The sequence below is a fragment of the Phormidium sp. CCY1219 genome (genome assembly GCF_055795085.1).
Genome location: NZ_JAYFEQ010000635.1, coordinates 21686 through 39922, shown reverse-complemented (window position 1 = coordinate 39922; position 18237 = coordinate 21686). Strand labels below are relative to the sequence as shown.

Sequence of the window (18237 nt, the reverse complement as noted above, 5' to 3'; positions counted from 1 at the left end):
GGCTTTAAGCCTTAGATTCCTTGCCCCGCTTACGTTTTCAGTATTTCAACTTCAACTTTGGCGGGAACGATTCGCACCTAGTAAGTTCAAGATAACATTGCAAAGGGGGAAACCCCCTTTTTTTTTACAAAAATTTACTTCGGGGGGCAAATTTGAGGGGAAAGGGGGGAGATGGTTGAGCAACCCTAGCCGAGTCAAAACGAATGCGATCGCTGCAGCAAGCAATCGGGTAGGGAATGAGTCCCGGCATCAATCTCGCCTATGGGAGAATCTCCTCTCCCCTCCAAATGAGATGAAACGGTTCGCGGAATCTCGACCTGTGCACAAAAGGCAAGTCTTCCTAGGTCGGATCGATTTGCGCGAGTCCCACGCGCACGGAGGAGAGAGAAAAGAGTCGGTGAAGCAGAGGCGCGACGACCGCAATTATACTGTATTCTCCCCAATCGCGGGGCATAGCTCTCAGTATTTTTACGCCCACCGGGGTTTCGCACAACAGGATGGCATGAGGAGAATTCCAACCCACTGCGGATGCAATGCCAATTGTCTCAAATCTATCTCCGGACTCCCGAGGGATGAAGACACAGCAAGTCCCTACCTTTTATATGCATTCATTTTGGCCAGAATATTGCGAATTGCCAATCCACAATATTTCGGCGAACATTCTAGGTGGCGAACCGGTAGAGAGGCATCGGTCGGATGCGGACGGCAGAAATTCCCTGACTTTTGCGATTCCATCCCCAATTGTGGAGGATAAAGAGGGTAAGGCTCTGTTTTACCGAGGCTGGCGATCGCCTTCTCCTTTATTTAAGGAGGTATTGCCCGAGCATTTCCTCCAAGAGACCGTCAAAGCATGACCTTTTCCTCGGCTTTGACTCATAAATAGCGAGTCTGACTCGGAAAAGTGGGGCCTATTTCATACTTTGTCATTCAGACTCCGTTTTTTTATTGAGAAAATAAAAAAAACTTTTATTTTTTTTTTTGGGCAATTTTTGGTGTTTGTCGCTACATTTAGGCAGGTTTTGGCGGCTGTATTCCTTGTTTAGCAAGGTTTTTGCTGCTAAAGCTTGACAACGCAGTAGGAAAAAAATTTTTTTGCCGTTTCCCTTGACAAAAAAGAAAAGAGCCTCTTTAATAGAGTTAACAGAGGATTACAGAGTCAATCAGGGAGCAGCCAAAACCAATTCGGTTTGTTGATGCAAACATTACTGACCTTTACAACAAGAAGAAACAATCATGCAAAAGCTTAACGCCTACAAAACCATCGCCAAAACTGTCAAAATGTCTAAAGTGAATGGCTTGCTCAGTTTGTTAACCATTGCCACAGTGGGAATGATTTCTCTACCCGCCGAAGCGAACGGATACCGAGTCACTGGTGATAGTGCGGTGATTCAAAACAGCCAACAACGCGCCGTGGTTACGGGCAGTGGAAATAACGTGCAACAAAACTCCCGCCAAACCCATATCGATCGCACCTCTGGCGGATTTGGCAACCAAGGAATCGTGCAAGAACAAACCCAAGACGCTGATGTGTATGGTCGTCACAATCACGTGCGGCAAAACAACCGTCAAACCACGGTAGAAACCAGCACGCCTCGTTATTCCCCTCGCCATGCGCCGCGCTATCAAAAGAAACCCAACTATCGCAAAAAGCACTAAAGAGATCGCCTCCTAAACCCGAGAACCGAATTGCCCTCGGTTTCTCGGGAGTGGAGGGAAAAACACCGAAGAAAAATCGGGCGATCGCACAGCATTCTGGCGGTTTGCAATTCCCGAGTTCGGACGCCATATGACAGGCACTCAGGTAAGGTGGGAGGCCAAAACTCCCCCTGCGCCACTCGGGTTTAACTGACCCTGATTTAACTTTACCGTGCTTTTCCCTCCCCGTCAAATCGACTCCATTTTAACCGTTCGTTAATGGTCATCAACCATGCTAAAAACCACAGGCATTTTGAGTCTGCTGAGTGCCACGGCAACCCTAGGGCTGGTTGCTTTGCCTGCCGATGCAGAATTTGGTCGCAGTAGCGCAAACAATCGGCGCGTGGTGCAGCCAATCAGCCAAGAAGCCATTATTAATGGCAACGATAATCGGGTGGATCAAACCATCAAAGTCATTTACATCAACCAAGGGCGAAGGACCAACAGCACACCATCTTCTGCTGCTGCTGGGAGTTCCCGCCGATTTACCCAACAAGGAATTGTCCGCACCCCGACTCAACTGCCAAATTATTCTAGCAATAATCAGCGGATTATTCAACAAAATACCCAACGAAGCAACCGCTACTAAGGTAGCGGAAATGGGGGGGAAAGCTTATTTCCACCCATCGTCTCTGAAACCCAGTCTCGGGCGGAATTCTTGGGAAAATCCAAGAAATCCGCGAGATTTGCGAAGCGGATAAATTTTCCTCCTGCCGAATTTATCCCCAGTTTCGGGACAATGCCAACACCACAAAACCCATCGGGAGGATACCATGAAAACCTCAATACTTGCAGCCTCTTGCTGCGCGATTTCTGCCTTGTTTAATTTTGCACCGATTTCCACCATTCCGGTTTCGGCACAATGCGTGCAACTGGATCAAGGGATTCAAGTTTCGATTAGTGGTGCCGGACCGGCGCGGCGAAATAATGACGTCCAAATGGAATCGCAAGGAGCTTGTAGCGGCAGTTCCACCGTGACCACTGGGGCACAAATTCATGTCGGTCCTAATCGCGCGGTACAAAACCGCACGGTGCGCCAAACTATCCGGAAAAACGGTCACTCGCAATTGCGGAATTCTTATCCGATTCAGATTCGCGTCAATCCACAAATTGATGTGGATAATCCCGCCGATCGCATTGACTCGATTAACAATCCGGCTCTGCGGTATCGAGAAAAACTACGTTTAGTTGAATAACCTATCACTGCGCTCATTGACTGAGGGGATGTCAACTTCTTGACGCTAGGAGAAATAACCGAGGAAAAATAACAGGAGGATTTTTCTTTTATTTTCCCCTAGTCTTTCGGCAGTAGAGGGCGCTATTGTTTTAAATGCAGCCCGTGGTTTGTCCGCACAAGCCCCGGGCTGAGGGTCAATAATTCACGGTAAGAAAGGGATAGAATGGTGTATGTATCGATAAATCCAGTGTTGTATTTGATGAAAGACAAAATGAAGATTAAACTGTTGGCTGTAGCCACGTCTTGTGCCGCCTTACTGCTCGGGGCGACGCAGGCGATCGCGCAGATGTCGATTCAGATGGACGATCGCGGAATATTTATGGAATCCAATCGCGGATTTAGGCTAGACTACTATCGCGATCGCCAGGAGTTTCGCCGCAACTCGTATGGGAATTCCTTCAATCGTTGGGGCAATTTATTTCCTCATTGGGAGATGGAGTTTCCCCAGTTAGATCGGTGGGAAAGACATCGGGGGCGTTCGGTAGAAACGAACTCGTTGTTATCGCGCAGTGAAGGAACCACTGCCGTCACTGTAAAGTCTGCCTATCTCGATTTAGAAATTAGTGGAGAGGCGCGGACTTATATTAGCGCAGAGATAACCGTAGATGGAATTCCCGTAAAAACGGTGAGGGGAAACAGTGCGTTTATCAATCTCGCCCCCTATCTGGAGTCGGGGGAAAACCGGGTAGAAATTCGCGGATATTATAGTCCAGCCAGTTCAACAGTGCGGTTAGAATTAGTGGGGGAAAGGAATACCATAACCCACGAAATTAGTGGCAATGGCAGCTTGAGACAGACGTTGATTTTGGATGTCCGGTAAGCGAGATCGTGTCATTAATGAAGCAAGTTTTTCACACACACCATGCCTGCCGGGGGTTTCTCCCGGCTTTTTCTCTGTATTTCCATAGTAGAATGCAGCCTTAGAGCTGCGATCGGCTCCATACATCCTAAACCGAGGCAGAAGCCTCGCCTGCGTCCCTCAGATACACTCTAAATCCTCTGTAAAACGCGACAATTGCAAAACCCACTGCGGCATTTAGGAGGATTATCTCCGGATACCGAAAGTGGCAAAAGTAAGATATCGTAGTAATCAGGAGATTCTACCGGGGTTGCCTCTTTAAAGCGGGAACATCCGGAGTTTAACAGAGTCTCTGTAATTGTATCGTCAAGGGGCAGTAGACAGGTGTTATCGCGCGAGTTTTTAACTCAGATGGCTCATCAGCATCAACTTTCTCCCGATCAGGAGAGAGTATTTTTGCTACGGTTTGCAGAGGATAAAGACTATGACGAAATCGCCCAAATAGAGGATACTTCTCGCGGCGCTTGCCTCAAACGCATGGGTCAAGTTTATAAGAAATTTGGCATCGAAGGGGAAACCCGAGGCAAAGAGAGCGAATTGAGAGCATTTCTCGATCGCCAATCGCCGGAGAGCAGAGCCTCATCGGTGGTGGTTTCCGAGTCTGTCCCTAGGGAATCCAGAGAAAGCGAGCCACAAGCTGAGTTAATCGGAGTCTCCGTGGCGATCGCACCCTCGGTGGCCACCCGATCGGAGGTTATCCCTCAGAAAGTGGCGATCGTATATGGCGATCGCAAACCGGATCTGCGACTCGTGGAACCTTTAAAAGAAGGCATGAGCGCGGTGGGACACGAAGTGACTGTCGCACAAGATGTCCTCAGAGCGGGAGAAAACGGCCTGCAACGGCTGAAAACCCTGTTCGAGGAGTGCGATCGGCTGTTACTGTTGTTGTCCGAGCAAGCGGCATTTAGCGATTTGCTCATCGAGCAAGTGCGCCTCGCCAGAGAGTTGCGCCAGTCGCGCCAAGACGGCAAACCGCAGACGATCGCAGTGCGGGTAAATTTTCCCTTAAATGCGCCCATAAACTACGATCTGAGCGTATTGCTCCAAGGAGTGCCGCAACGCCTGTGGCAATCGCCGGCTGACACGCCTGCGATCGTGCGAGACATCCTGCACCTGCTGCAAACCGAGGGAACCGATACCGAAAGCGAGGCCGAATCTGCCGCCTTATCCGCTTTAACCCCAACCTGGGAAAGCACCGATGGCCGACCTTTACCCTTTGCAGGGCCAGAATTGCCCGAAGGACAAGTAGACTTGGGTTCTCCCTTTTATGTCGAACGTCCGCCCATCGAACAACGCTGTTTTGAGACGATCGTCCAACCCGGTGCCCTGATTCGAATCAAAGCACCGCGACAAATGGGCAAAACCTCGTTGATGGCGCGCATTCTCAATCACGCCTCCCAACATGGATATCGTCCCGTTCATCTCAGCTTTCACTTAGCCGATAAAGGCGTTTTTGCCACCTTAGATAAATTTCTGAAATGGCTTTGCGCCTACGTCGGTCAACAGCTCAAACTGCCGAATCAACTGCCCGAATATTGGGATGATTTTCTCGGCAGTAACGTCAACTGCAAAGCGTATTTTGAAGAATATCTGCTCAAAGAAATCGACACTCCCTTAGCCTTGTGCCTCGATGAAGTCGATCGCGTCTTCCAACATCCCGAAATTGCCGATGACTTTTTTGGCTTGTTGCGCGCGTGGCACGAAGAATCCAAGCGGCGCGAGATTTGGAAAAAACTGCGATTAGTTGTGGTGCATTCCACCGAAGTGTACATTCCGATGAACATCAATCAATCCCCGTTTAACGTGGGGCTGCCGATTGAATTAACGGAATTTACCCCCAACCTGGTGCTGGATTTAGCTCGGCGCTATGGCTTGAATTGGAATGCCAAAGCAGTCGAATCTTTGATGCAAATGGTCGGCGGACATCCTTTTTTGGTGCGCCTCGCTCTTTATCATATTGCTCGTCAGGACATCACCCTCGAAGGACTGTTAAAAACTGCCCCCACGGAAGCGGGACTTTATAACGATCATCTGCGACGTCATTTGTGGAATTTAGAACAGCATCCGCAATTGGCAAGCGCCATGAAAGAGGTAGTTGCCACCTCGGTTCCGGTGCGATTGCCTTCAGAACAAGCGTTTAAATTGCACAGCATGGGGTTAGTGAAGTTCCAAGGGAATGAGGTCGTAGAGCGCTGCGATTTATATCGTCAGTATTTCCGAAATCGACTCGAGGGGTAGTTGAGCGGATGAATGGTGCTCTACTCAGTAGACGTGCAAGTTATCAGCTAGGAGCCGATCGGATTCCATGATTCTCAATACTCTACCACGATTTATAATGATGGTAGCCCTGGTTATTCCTCTGTTTTTAGCCAATCCGGTGAAGTCGGAAAACTATCGCAATTCGCCCCGTAAGTGTGGGAATGCAGATGACCCCTCCTCGGCGCTAAATCTGTCTGACCTACAGCGACAATCCTCCCCGAGTTGTCAACCGGCGTTTGCCCTCGAGTTGGGTAAAAAGCGCTTGTCCCCGGGATGGAATGCCGGCACGAAACAGGTGAAAGATGCTTGTTCGATTTCCGGAAGAATCTATGGCATCGAACGACAGCGATCGCGGTCGATTTACGTGGTGGTCATCGACCCGAATACCGAAAATGCCTTAGCCAAATTTCAGGCATTTAGCAACGACCCCACTCAACCGAATTATGCCTTTTCTTTGATGCGTCCGGGTCGGTATTTACTCAGCGTTTTTCACGAACGTGCGGGAACCCTGGTTCCGTTTAGAACGCGACCCAGCGAAAGATTGGTCAACTGTAGTCGTGCTAGCGATATTACGGATGTGGACTTTGAGTTACAGTAATAAAAAATCATCTGATGTTCCCGATTGCCGACCCGATGGTTCGGAAAGATGACTTATCCGAGAGTTCGGAACCCAGCGTTGAGGAAGATCGCCCGATCGAGTAGCTTCGGAGTGACTGAATGATTGCCAATCATACTTCAGCATACTATCAAGTCGGAGGAAGTCTCCCGCCAGATGCCCCCACCTATGTGGTGCGTCAAGCGGATCGAGAACTCTATGCCAGTCTGAAGGCGGGAGAATTTTGTTACGTTCTCACATCCCGGCAGATGGGAAAATCCAGCTTGCAACTGAGAACCATGCAACAGTTGCAAGCGGAAGGAATTGCCTGCGCGGCGATCGATTTATCCGCGATCGGCAATAAAGACGTGACCTCGATGCAATGGTATGCCGGGGCTATCCACACCATCTCCAGCTATTTTGGTTTGTTCGATCGCCGGGAATTTAGAACCTGGTTGCGCGATCGCGACGAACTCTCTCCCGCCCAGCGCTTGAGCGAATTTATCGAACAAGTCCTGCTGCAACGCATCCGCGAAAATATTGTCATTTTTATCGACGAAATCGATAGCGTCCTCGGCTTAAATTTCCCGATTGACGATTTTTTCGCCTCTATCCGCGCTTGCTACAACAAACGCGCCCACAATCCCGACTACAAACGCCTCACCTTCGTCCTCCTCGGTGTGGCGACTCCCACGGAATTAATCCAAGACAAAAGCCGCACGCCGTTTAATATCGGGCGATCGATTCAACTTAATGGCTTTCAACTGCACGAAGCACAACCTTTAGCTGAAGGATTGGCGCAAGTTTGCACCAACCCGCAAGACCTGCTGCAAGAAATTTTACACTGGACGAACGGCCAACCTTTCCTCACCCAAAAACTCTGCAAGTTAGTGGTGAATGGAGAGGGTCAATCGACCCGAGCAAATGGCCCGATCGCTATTGAAAATCCGGCCAATTTCATCGCCTCCCTGGTGCGATCGCGGGCGATTGAAAACTGGGAATCGCAAGATGAACCGCCGCATTTAAAAACCCTGCGCGATCGCTTGCTGCGAAATGAAAAGCGGGCCAGTCGCCTCTTAGGTCTGTATCAGCAAATTTTACAGTCTCCCCACGGCATCCGCGCCGATAACAGTCCGGAACAAATCGAATTGCAGCTTTCCGGATTAACCTGCAAGCAAGGTGGTCAGTTAATGATTTACAACCCCATCTATGCGGCAGTATTTGATTTAAACTGGGTGGATAGAGCGTTAGATGATTTGCGCCCCTATGCCGAAGCTTTATCGGCGTGGGTGGCGTCGGAATATCGCGATGAATCGCGACTGTTGCGCGGAAAAGCCTTGCGCGATGCCCGCCTTTGGGCGGCTGACAAAAGTTTGAGCGATCGCGACTATCAGTTTTTAGCCGCCAGTCAAGAACTCGAAAAACGCGAAGTCCAAAAAGCCCTAGATGCCGAAAAGAAAGCCCTGCATATTTTATCCGAAGCCAATCAAAAGCAACGGGAAGCCAATCAAATTTTAACCCAAGCGCAACAAAAAGCCAAGCGCATGCTCAAGCGCGCCTATGCGGTGATGACGGTATTTTTTGCCGTGGCAGCAATCGCCTTATTTAAAGGCAAAATTGCCCTCACGGAAGCCCAACAAGGAACCCTCATCGAACGCCAAGGAGCGAATGCCTTAAAATGGTTTGCATCGGAAGGGGTAGAACTGGAAGCGTTGCTCCTGGCGATGCAGGCGGGACAAGATTTAAACCAGTTGGTAAATGCCGATCGCCCCTTACCCAAGTATCCCACGATCGGTCCGCTTTATGCCTTGCAAACTATTCTCCATGAAATCCACGAAAAAAATCAATTAAAAGGCCATCAAGGTGCGGTGCGAAGTGTCAGTTTTAGTCCCGATGGGGAACGATTGGCCACGGCGGGAGAAGATGGTACGGTGCGTCTGTGGAACCGTTCCGGCACTCCTTTGGCTACGATTGCGGCCCATGAAAGTGCGATCGATAGCGTCACTTGGAGTAAAGATGGAGAGCGGATCGCGACGGCGGGAGAAGATGGTACGGTGCGTCTGTGGAACCGTTCCGGAACCGCGATCGCTAGCTTTCAAGCAGATGCCAATCCGATCGCCAGTGCGGTGTTTAGCCAAGATGCTAACCGCCTCGCTACGGTGTCGGAAAATGGCACGGTGCGCGTTTGGAATTTGCAAGGAAAGCAACTGAATGCGTTTAACAATATTCAAGGTAATATTAATAGTATCAGTTTGAGTCCGGACGGGAAACATTTTGCCACGGCGGCGGAAGAAGGCACGGTGAAAGTATGGAACTTGGAGGGCAAAGCGATCGCGCAATTTACCAGCACCCCCACCGCAATGGATAGCGTCAGCGATAGTCCCGAAGCTCACCCATCGGTGAATCGCATGAGCTTTAGTCCCACGGGGAATTTATTTGCTACCGCCGCCTTCGATGGTACGGTGCGGGTTTGGAATCTTTCGGGAGAAGAAATCTCGGAATTTAATACGGCTCAAAGTGCGATTAATAGCATGACGTTTAGTCCGAATGGCGAGTATCTGGCGTTGGTGGGATTTGATGGAACGGTGCGATTGTGGAATCTCGACGGGGAATTGCTCGAACAGTTTAAAGGCGATCGCCACGATCGCGTCAATAGCATGAGTTTTAGTCCGGATGGCGAGCGCTTGGTGACTGGGGGCGTGGATGGTACGGTGCGATTGTGGGATTTATCGGGGAATGCAAACCCGCCTTTTCACCTGTATCGCACTCAAGGCGATCGCGTTACCTTTACCCCAGAAGCCGAACTTTTGTCCTCGGATTCAACGCCAGCAGTCGAGTCTTTGTCCGCGCCCTCGTCAGATTCCAAACCGCAGTTTTGGCGGATTATTTTTAGTCCCGATGGCGAACATTTTGCTACCGCACAACCCGAGGGCCAGCTTAGAATTTGGAACTTGTCCGGTACGGCGCAAAGTCCCTCTTTTACCGCCCATGAGGGTCGCATCGTTAGCATGAGTTTTAGTTCCGACGGGCAGCGCCTCGCCACTGCGGGGGAAGATGGCATGGTTCGTCTTTGGGATTTGTTCGGCAATTCCCTAGAACCGGAATTTAAGAGTATGGGAAATGAAGTGAAAAGTATTAGTTTTAGCTCCGATGGCGAGCGGATCGCGATCGCCAATGGGCCGGGTCTGTTGCAAGTGTGGAATTTATCAAATAACCAGGTTCGGAAACTCCCTTTTCCTTACGGGGAAGTCACCAGTGTGAGTTTTAGTCCGGACGGAAAGCGCCTCGCGATCGCCGCCGAAGATGGCAAAATTCGCTTGTGGAATTTGTCCGGTGAAGAACTAGATAAATTCAATAGCGATACTCGCTGGATCAATAGTATGAGTTTTAGTCCCGATGGCAATTTGTTGGCCACTGCCGGCACCGATGGTACGGTAACGCTTTTTGTGTTATCCGGTTCCCTATCAAAGCAAGTTCTCGCCAAGTTTCAGGCGGATGAAACCGATGTGCTGAGCATGACGTTTCTCTCCAATGGAGAACAAATCGTCACGGTTGGCACGGATAATGCGGTGACTTGGTGGGAGTTGGAAGGATTGAGTTCCCTGCTCGATCGCGGCTGCAATTGGCTCTCGGATTATTTGGCAACTCATCGACAAGTTCGCTCGGAATTGACCGTGTGCCGCTCTGATTAATGTTTTTGATAAATTTTCCTTCCATTGATGGTAGATTGCAAAAATATGAGGTATAATAAAAGGGGATGCAAACATCAAATTTAAGCGAAGTCAGCACGATAAAAGACTCGCAAGAGATTACAAGTACAGAAGAGCCAACTGGAGGAACAAACAGCCCGCTATTCTGGCGATTTCGGGATAAAAATACCAGTCAAAAATAACCAATAATAGGTTTTTATGGCTGGAAAACTATGGGTAATACTTCAATACTGTATGAGGTATTTTTGCTGCGATCGCCACTCAATTGTCGAACCCTAATAATCAAGGAAGCTGTCATCATGTCAAACTTACAACTGTCTCCAATTAATACAGCCAATAAGTCCCAGGTCAGGGAAAACATTACTCAACTTTATGCCCCAGGCACAGTAGATTTAAGCCGAGGTTCTGCCGCCTATTCTTCTGGTTCTCATTTGAACTGGACGGCGGATACGGAATTGCTGGGTTTAGTGTTTGAACTCACCCCCCGGGCGGCGGATTATCTTTACGCGCAATACAGCATTGGGTTGCACGCTTGGTTTTTAGACCAAGTGCGCCAAGCTGACCCAAAATTGTCCGCTTATTTGCATGACGGACAATCGGAAAAACCCTTTACGATTTCGGGGTTAGAAGGGGAATTGGTCTCTTCTGGCAAGGATTTTCAACTGCAAGTGGGCCAAACCTATCGGTGGTACGTGACCGCACTCTCGAAACCGGTGGTGCAGTTTTTCCGGGAGTGGGTGCGTCAGTTGCCCGAGGAAATTGACTTGCGAAATGCGCCGCTGTCGATTCGCGCTTGTGAAATTGCTTTGGATCCGGTTAAATATAGCACGCTGTGGGATTCCGCCCCCCCAAATCCGCCGACGATGCGATTGAGTTTTGTCACGCCCACCAGTTTTCGCCGCAAGAAGCATCACTTCCCCCTCCCAGTACCGACGAATGTATTTCACAGTTATCTGCGTCGCTGGAACGATTTCTCGGGGATGAATGTAGACCAGGAGAAGTTTTTGCAGTGGGTGGAAGAGTCAGTGCTGATCCACCGCCATCAGTTAGAGTCGATGAAAGTCGCCGCCGGGAAAAAAGGCATGGTGACGGGATTTACCGGGGCGGTTGAGTTTGGTTTATCCCGTCAAGCGGGGGAAGTGCCGGAATACGAACAGTTGTTCTATGCGTTGGGACGCTTGGCCCCCTATTGTGGTACCGGACATAAGACCACGTTCGGTTTGGGTCAAACTCGCTTGGGTTGGTCTTGTGAGTCTGCCCCCAGCGTGCCTTCGATGCAAAGTCTTTTGGCGGAACGAATGGCGGAATTGACGGAACTGTTTATGAGTCAGCGCAAGCGCAAGGGAGGCGATCGCGCTCGCGAAATTTCCGAAACCTGGGCTACCATTCTCGCCCGTCGCGAGTTAGGCGAATCCTTACAGGCGATCGCCGCTGACCTGAATATGCCCTACCAAACGGTGAAGACCTACGCCAAGTTAGCGCGCCGAGCACTGCGATCGCACTAAATTATCCGCTTGATTCATCCCCACCGTAGGGTGCGTGACCCCCGCCCGCCAATTGTGCCATTTTACCGCACTTACATCCGGGGGTCACGCACCGCCCGCGTCATTCCCCCAAATCCACCGTAGGGTGCGTGACCCCCGCCCGCCAATTGTGCTATTTTACCGCACTTACATCCGGGGGTCACGCACCGCCCGCGTGATTCCCCCAAATCCAATCCTATACGGAAGGGGCATGGTAAAACTCTGCTTTAAGGATGAGTGCTTTAGGAGGTGCGATCGCCTAAAATAACAAAAAACCCACGGAGCTATTGCCATGACACAGGTCTCTGAACGCTCGACCTCCGACCTCTTTCGTTCGGTGGCCACTTTAATCGCAATTTTGGCCGCATTTGGCACGAATATTCTCGCCAATATTTCCCCCTTTAATGGGTTGACGATTGGCGAAATTTCTAACCAATATTTTCAAAATGTGCTGATTATTCCCGCTAACTATGCCTTTGCCATTTGGGGGATTATTTATCTGGGATTAATTAGCTTCGGCATTTACCAAGTTTTACCGACACAACGGGATAATCCTCGCTTGCGTCCTATGGGCTACCTGTTAGTGGTAGCGAGTGTGGCTCAAATTATCTGGGTGTTTTTGTTTGAATACCTGCTTTTTTCCTGGTCGGTTTTGGCCATGCTGTGCATTTTGCTTGCCCTCATCGGCACTTATCTGCGTTTGGATATTGGCTTAACGCGAGTGTCTCGTTCGGATAAGTGGTTTGTTAATATTCCTTTGAGCATTTATTTGGCTTGGATTAGCGTGGCAACGATTGTTAATATTGCCAGTGCGCTTTATGCTTTGGGCTGGAATGGTGGCTTCATCACGCCGGTGATTTGGACGGCGATAATGTTGGCGATCGCAGCAGCGATCGCCGCATTTGTGACCTGGCAACGCACCGATATTGCGTTTAATTTGGTGTTCGTTTGGGCGTATATCGCGATCGCGGTGCGCCAAGCTGAGTATCCGGTTATCGCTTGGACTGCTGGGGGACTGGCGATCGCCTTAGTTGCCTTACTCGTGGTTCGCATACAGGGAAGATAAACTGTGCCGGCGGCAAATCCCCCCGGTTTCAAACCTGCCCTCGCTCCCAGGGGGCGGTAACAAGCACTCGCACAACCCTCGCTCCCACCGTTCCAGAAGTTCAGAAAAAAGGGAAAATTTGTTCGAGTGGGGAGGAAAAATGATGCTTTCGGTAGAGGCGATCGCGCCAAGGTTTTGGATATTCTGTTTTCCAATGAGGGCGATCGCGCTTGTGATAACTTTCTCAAAGCGCGGAAATTTTTGCCAACACTATCCCCGGCGATCGCTACTTGTCCCTCACTCTTCGGCAATTGCATCGGCAATCGATTGGCGGTGGATTTGCTGAAAACTGAGGCGATCGCCTTTTCTCTTGCAAACCGTTGCCACTCGCAAACGCTTATGACTTTTCCAACTCTCCAATCTGTCGGGCAATCCATTCAAGTGCCGGATCCAGCCCCTACCCCCGCCCCCACACCGCCGAATCCGGCACCCCCGACTCCGGAGCCAATTCCCGGTCCCGCACCGGAACCCACGCCGTCTCCCGCACCGGAACCGGTGCCCCAACCGGTGCCCCAACCGGTGCCCCAGCCGGTGCCTCAACCGGTGCCCCAGCCGGTGCCCCAACCAGTGCCCCAGCCTCAATAAAGGGCAAAAATCGCCGATCGCAAAAAAATTTTTGGGCGAGGGCTTGACAATCGCCCAAAAAAGTTGTAAACCAGAATACATACTAGAAATCGTTCATCTCCCCACCGACGATCGGTTCGTCATCCTGGAGAGACGGAAGTAGGTCTAAAAAGCCGAAGGAACGCACTGCATCTTACATGAAGTATGTACAGAGGTAATTCAAATGATGCTTGCGCCCTCATTAACGACCTTAGCGATCGCTTCGATCGCAGTCTGCTTGAGCGTAAATACCCAAGAAGAAATCGTGAAAGTCTCGGCGGTTTGCATGGCGGCAATCTGCTTGATTCTTAGCCTCGTGTTTGCCCCTTGGCTGGTCAAACTGGCCATTGTTTCGGTTCCTTTATTCACTCAAATTAGCCCGTTTAATCATTCTACTTAACCGTAATCCGAGAAAAATTTAGATTCCCATCACCACCGAACCAACCTTTGTGCGAGAAAAAGTTAGGTAAAATCCGATCGCGGTGACGGGCTTTGTCCCGGCAAAAAGTTAGGCGGCGCGCATTCACCCTTCCCGATCGCAGAACGCCCCATTGCGGGGATGGGAAACCGCTGTGCCCTGGACTATCAATCGCGGCGATCGCGCGAATAAGACTGCGGCACGACAAACCGCAACACCTGCTGTCGCACGTCGATGCGAAACCGCGAACTCACTTGATATTCCTCTCCGTCCATTTGCCCTGCTGGGATGGAGTGGCGATACTGGGGTAAAATTTCAAACTGAAACGCAGATCCGCGTCGCGTGGGAGACAGGGCGATGCCCCAACGGCGAAAGTCCGCTTCCGAAAAGGGACCCGATCGCAGGTTGGCGATCGCCTTCCAGAAAAATTCTCCCCTTCCCATCACCGGAATCAACTCAAAATAACCATCATCCGGTAAGGAATCGGGCGCGGGTATCCAGTCGCCGCCATAAACTAGGGTGTTTTTCACGATAATATCGATCGCGCTTTGATAGTGATGCTTCCCTCCATCAATCTCCACGCACACATCAAACGCCCTATCCCGATACAGGGTTGCGATCGAATGCTGAATCGATGCGCCCACATAAATAAGCTGGTCTCTGTATATCTCACTTAAAAAGGGGATTGAGGACACTGTAGCGCGATCGCGATTGCTCTTTTCGACAATTTCTGCGTCCCATCCGAAACTCAGGGAATCCACAAACCAATCGGTTTTTATCGCCCGATTCTCTTCGTCTAGATGCTGCAAGCGTCCCGCATCTAACAGCATGGTTTTGCCCTCGGCGATCGCTCTCACGTTCTCGGGCAATGCGCGATCGCCGCTTTTCATGCCAAATGACTTGCCTTGGTTGTTTCCCGTTCCCGTGGGTAACAGTGCTACGGTGACTTCCGAGGCATGTTGGGACGAAAGTACCCCTTGCGCCACCTCGGAAAACGTTCCGTCTCCTCCCATCGCGATCGCCAAGCGCACCCCCGACTCGTCAATGGCGCGCCGCACTATCTCGATGGTTTTCCGGTCCGGTTGCGTGGCGATCGCCTCGTGTTCGATGCCGAAATCTCGTAACAGTTTTCTTGCATATTCTGTCCATTTGGCCGTGCGGCCACCGTAGGCATTTGGATTGCTAAAAAGTATCGGTTTAGGCATGATTTTAAACTGTTTTTATCCTATTGTATTATAGCATCTCTCTCTTTACAGTTTATCGATTTTCCGGTCATTTTGTCCACCAGTCTTTTGCTGGCGGCAACTACGCCACTCCCATCGGTCATTCCCGCCCTGGCACGAATCCAGAACAAATCTGCGCTGTTCCCAATCGCGAAATCAGAAAACTATCGGATAACCCCCCCCCATTCATGTAATTAGGTTTTTCTCAGTTAGCTGTTTTCTTTTGTGCAATTTGGATGCTAATTTATCGGGGGTACAGCTTGGGGGTGGGAAATCCATCGCCCGGTGGGCAGTACACACCCCACAAGAATAAATTGTAATTGGCAATCTGCAATGTACCCATCCCAGCAATCTCGGCAAAAAATAGAATGAGATTTATTCTCGTATGCGGTAGAATAAGAACCGTTCTCGAAAATGTAGTGCAAGCATCTACCGTCATGGGGAGACAAGGAGAGTGCAAATGATTCGCCAGACTGTGGGAAAATTGTTGATGGCGCTGCTGGTGATGCCAGTGGCGATCGCCTGTCGCGAGACTCCTTCCGAGTCCGTATCCCAGGAACAAACTGCGGTATCCGAGGCGCAATCTTTAAACGCAGTGGCCACTTTTTTGCCGATGTACTGGTTTACCAAAGCGGTGGCGGGAGATAAAGCACAAGTGACGGTATTGATTCCCCCAGGGGCCGAGGTGCATGAATATCAGGCCAAACCGGAAGATGTCACAGCGATCGCCACTGCCGATATTTTAATCAAAAATGGTCTCGGTTTAGAAGAATTTCTCGAAGATACGGTAACAAATGCCGGCAATTCCGACTTAAAACAAATCGATGCCAGTGTTGGCATTCAAACCGTAGAAGAAATTTCTCCCGTGATGAACCCCCTCAAGGAGACCCACGCAGCACATGGGGAACATCACCATGATACCGCAGCAGAACATCACGACGAACACCACCATCACCACGTTCACGAAGGCGGAAATCCCCACGTTTGGCTTGACCCGGTTTTAGCCAAACAACAAGTGGAAAACATTCGCGACGGGTTAATCGCTGCCGACCCGGAAAATCAGGCCATTTATGAAGCCAATGCCGCCGATTACATCCAGAAATTAGACCAACTCAATGCCGAGTTTCAGCAGCAGCTAAAGCAGTATCCCAACTGCACCTTTATTACTTTCCACGATGCTTATCCTTACTTAGCGCAACGCTATGGACTACAGCAAGTGGCGGTGGTCTCCATTCCGGAAACCAACCTGTCCCCGAAAGAAGTGCAAACCACAGTAGAAGCCGTGGAAAACTATAACGTAAAGGCGATATTAGGGGAACCGGGAGTGGATAACAAATTGTTAGAAACCCTCTCGCAAGACTTGAACCTCACCCTTTATGCGATCGACCCCTTAGTGTCCGGACCGCTGGAACCGCAACATTATTTTACAGCAATGAAATCCAATTTGCAAACCCTAGAAACTGCGTGCAAGTAACTTCCTATGAATTCTGAGGATGAAAGGAATGGCAGCAGACGCCCCGAGTCCATTTCTCTGCAAGAATCTACCCCGGTCAAGGTAGACAATTTAACCGTTTATCGCGGCAGTTATCCCGCCCTGCGAGATGTTTCGTTTCAATTGCCCTCGGCAACCAATACGGCAATTGTCGGACCGAATGGGGCGGGAAAAAGTACCTTGGCGCAAGCTATTTTAGGGTTAATTCCGCGCAGTGGCGGTCAGATAGAAATGTTCGGCAAACCCTTGGAAAAACTGGGAAGATTGCGATCGCGCTTGGGCTATGTGCCGCAAAATTTTATTTTTGACCGTTCTTTCCCGATTTCAGTGAAAGAATTAGTGGGACTCGGATGGCGAAAAGCACAAGGGGAGAGACGATTTACCCGTAATTTGTCATCCGCAAGCCTTCCCTTTCGCTTTCCTTGGCAAAATGACCCGGAAAAAGAAACTGCCGTTGCTTGGGCGCTGCAACGAGTGGATGCCTATCATTTGCGAAATCGCGCGATCGGCGGGTTAAGTGGCGGACAATTGAAGCGCGTGTTGCTTGCTTATTGTTTGGTGATTCCTCGACATTTGCTCGTTTTAGATGAAGCGTTGGCGGGCATGGATATTCAAGGCGAAGCGGAATTTTATTCCCTTCTCAATGAGTTAAAACGCGAGCAAAATTGGACCGTGTTGCAGGTGTCCCACGATCTAAATATGGTCAGTCGCCACTGCGATCGCGTCATTTGTCTGAATCAAACCGTGGTCTGTAGCGGCGAACCGGAAGTCGCACTGGCCCCGCAAAATTTATTAGCCACTTATGGCCCGGATTTTGCTCGCTATCACCATCATCATTAAACGAAGAAAGGCAAGAGATACTTCGGAAAATTCCCACCCCCTTTTTGCTCCCGATCGCCATCATCATTTACTCGTTTTACTCGTTCCTAGGCTCTGCCTGGGAACGCCCCCCAGAGGCTCTGCCTCATTGTACCATTACTCATTTTCCCTCTTTTCAACCTGGCTATTTTTAATTGCAATACAGCCGCTTTATTCTGTTAGCAACTGCATCAATAGAACAACTTTCAGTTAATAAAATTACCCCGAATCTTTTTCATCCAGATGGTCGGCAACTGCCTCATAAAGGCTAAAGACGTGATTATCTTGCAGGCGATAGTAAACCCGCCGTCCTTCTTTGCGATAGCTGACCAGTCGAATTGCCTTTAAATTCCGCAATTGATGAGAAACTGCCGACTCGCTCATCTTGACAATGGCGGCTAATTCGTGAACGCATAATTCTTTCAGCGACAAAGCCGAGATAATTCGCAACCGATTGGCATCGCCCAGAAAACTAAAAAACTCGGCCATTTGTTGGGCTTTGTCTGCATCGAGCAGATGATTTTGGATGGTATGGATATTGTCAATATCTAGGGGATGTTCCGGCAGGCACTGCAAATCATCCGCCTCCCTGGGCGCAGGATTTTCCGTTTTATCGATAGAATAGTTAACTGACATTTTGCAGGTTTAGGTAAATGTTAA

The 18237-nt window shown here is 49.9% G+C and carries 16 protein-coding genes and 1 riboswitch; of the genes, 14 read left to right on the top strand and 2 right to left on the bottom strand.

All coding sequences use genetic code 11. The annotated features are described in order from the left end of the window. The first annotated feature begins 602 nt into the window (after positions 1–602). The 12 genes from AC0QH1_RS18265 to AC0QH1_RS18210 all read left to right on the top strand — a co-directional run bounded on the left by AC0QH1_RS18265 (position 603) and on the right by AC0QH1_RS18210 (position 13986). Positions 603–854, top strand: a complete 252-nt coding sequence (locus AC0QH1_RS18265) for a hypothetical protein (protein WP_324632689.1) — start codon at positions 603–605, stop codon at positions 852–854. A 379-nt stretch (positions 855–1233) separates the two neighbouring features. Then, entirely contained in the window at positions 1234–1656 is a 423-nt protein-coding gene (locus AC0QH1_RS18260; RefSeq protein ID WP_324632688.1) for a hypothetical protein, read from the top strand. 271 nt (positions 1657–1927) lie between these two features. Next, a complete protein-coding gene (locus AC0QH1_RS18255) occupies positions 1928–2284 on the top strand; it encodes a hypothetical protein (RefSeq protein WP_324632687.1) in 357 nt (118 codons plus the stop codon). A 184-nt stretch (positions 2285–2468) separates the two neighbouring features. Continuing rightward, positions 2469–2891 carry a hypothetical protein gene (locus AC0QH1_RS18250; RefSeq protein ID WP_324632686.1) on the top strand — a complete coding sequence of 141 codons (423 nt, stop codon included), beginning with the start codon at positions 2469–2471 and terminating at the stop codon, positions 2889–2891. Between the two features lie 252 nt (positions 2892–3143). Next, entirely contained in the window at positions 3144–3752 is a 609-nt protein-coding gene (locus AC0QH1_RS18245; protein ID WP_324632685.1) for a hypothetical protein, read from the top strand. 390 nt (positions 3753–4142) lie between these two features. Next, positions 4143–6029, top strand: a complete 1887-nt coding sequence (locus AC0QH1_RS18240; RefSeq protein WP_324632684.1) for an AAA-like domain-containing protein — start codon at positions 4143–4145, stop codon at positions 6027–6029. 97 nt (positions 6030–6126) lie between these two features. After that, on the top strand, positions 6127–6648 hold the full coding sequence (locus tag AC0QH1_RS18235; protein ID WP_324632683.1) for a hypothetical protein: 522 nt from the start codon (positions 6127–6129) through the stop codon (positions 6646–6648). Positions 6649–6767: 119 nt separating this feature from the next. Continuing rightward, positions 6768–10337: a WD40 domain-containing protein gene (locus AC0QH1_RS18230; protein ID WP_324632682.1), complete on the top strand. Its 3570-nt coding sequence runs from the start codon at positions 6768–6770 to the stop codon at positions 10335–10337. Positions 10338–10654: 317 nt separating this feature from the next. Then, positions 10655–11860 carry a CRISPR-associated endoribonuclease Cas6 gene (gene cas6, locus AC0QH1_RS18225; protein WP_324632681.1) on the top strand — a complete coding sequence of 402 codons (1206 nt, stop codon included), beginning with the start codon at positions 10655–10657 and terminating at the stop codon, positions 11858–11860. Positions 11861–12170: 310 nt separating this feature from the next. Next, positions 12171–12944 (top strand): tryptophan-rich sensory protein, encoded by a 774-nt coding sequence (locus AC0QH1_RS18220; protein WP_324632680.1) that lies wholly within the window; start codon positions 12171–12173, stop codon positions 12942–12944. Between the two features lie 126 nt (positions 12945–13070). Continuing rightward, positions 13071–13568 carry a hypothetical protein gene (locus AC0QH1_RS18215; protein ID WP_324632679.1) on the top strand — a complete coding sequence of 166 codons (498 nt, stop codon included), beginning with the start codon at positions 13071–13073 and terminating at the stop codon, positions 13566–13568. Positions 13569–13656: 88 nt separating this feature from the next. After that, positions 13657–13735: riboswitch (Glutamine riboswitch) on the top strand. 35 nt (positions 13736–13770) lie between these two features. Next, on the top strand, positions 13771–13986 hold the full coding sequence (locus AC0QH1_RS18210; RefSeq protein WP_324632678.1) for a hypothetical protein: 216 nt from the start codon (positions 13771–13773) through the stop codon (positions 13984–13986). Positions 13987–14171: 185 nt separating this feature from the next. On the opposite strand, the gene AC0QH1_RS18205 is transcribed toward AC0QH1_RS18210, so the two are convergent. After that, positions 14172–15209, bottom strand: a complete 1038-nt coding sequence (locus AC0QH1_RS18205; RefSeq protein WP_324632676.1) for a diacylglycerol/lipid kinase family protein — start codon at positions 15207–15209, stop codon at positions 14172–14174. A 478-nt stretch (positions 15210–15687) separates the two neighbouring features. Here AC0QH1_RS18205 and AC0QH1_RS18200 point away from each other — a divergent pair, with 478 nt between their 5' ends. Both AC0QH1_RS18200 and AC0QH1_RS18195 read left to right on the top strand, forming a co-directional pair. Next, positions 15688–16701: a metal ABC transporter solute-binding protein, Zn/Mn family gene (locus AC0QH1_RS18200; RefSeq protein WP_324632674.1), complete on the top strand. Its 1014-nt coding sequence runs from the start codon at positions 15688–15690 to the stop codon at positions 16699–16701. Between the two features lie 6 nt (positions 16702–16707). Further along, complete coding sequence (locus tag AC0QH1_RS18195) at positions 16708–17559, top strand: metal ABC transporter ATP-binding protein (RefSeq protein WP_324632673.1); 852 nt, start codon at positions 16708–16710, stop codon at positions 17557–17559. A 237-nt stretch (positions 17560–17796) separates the two neighbouring features. Here the strand turns inward: AC0QH1_RS18195 and AC0QH1_RS18190 are convergent, their stop codons facing one another. After that, on the bottom strand, positions 17797–18213 hold the full coding sequence (locus AC0QH1_RS18190; protein ID WP_324632672.1) for an ArsR/SmtB family transcription factor: 417 nt from the start codon (positions 18211–18213) through the stop codon (positions 17797–17799). Positions 18214–18237: the final 24 nt, after the last annotated feature.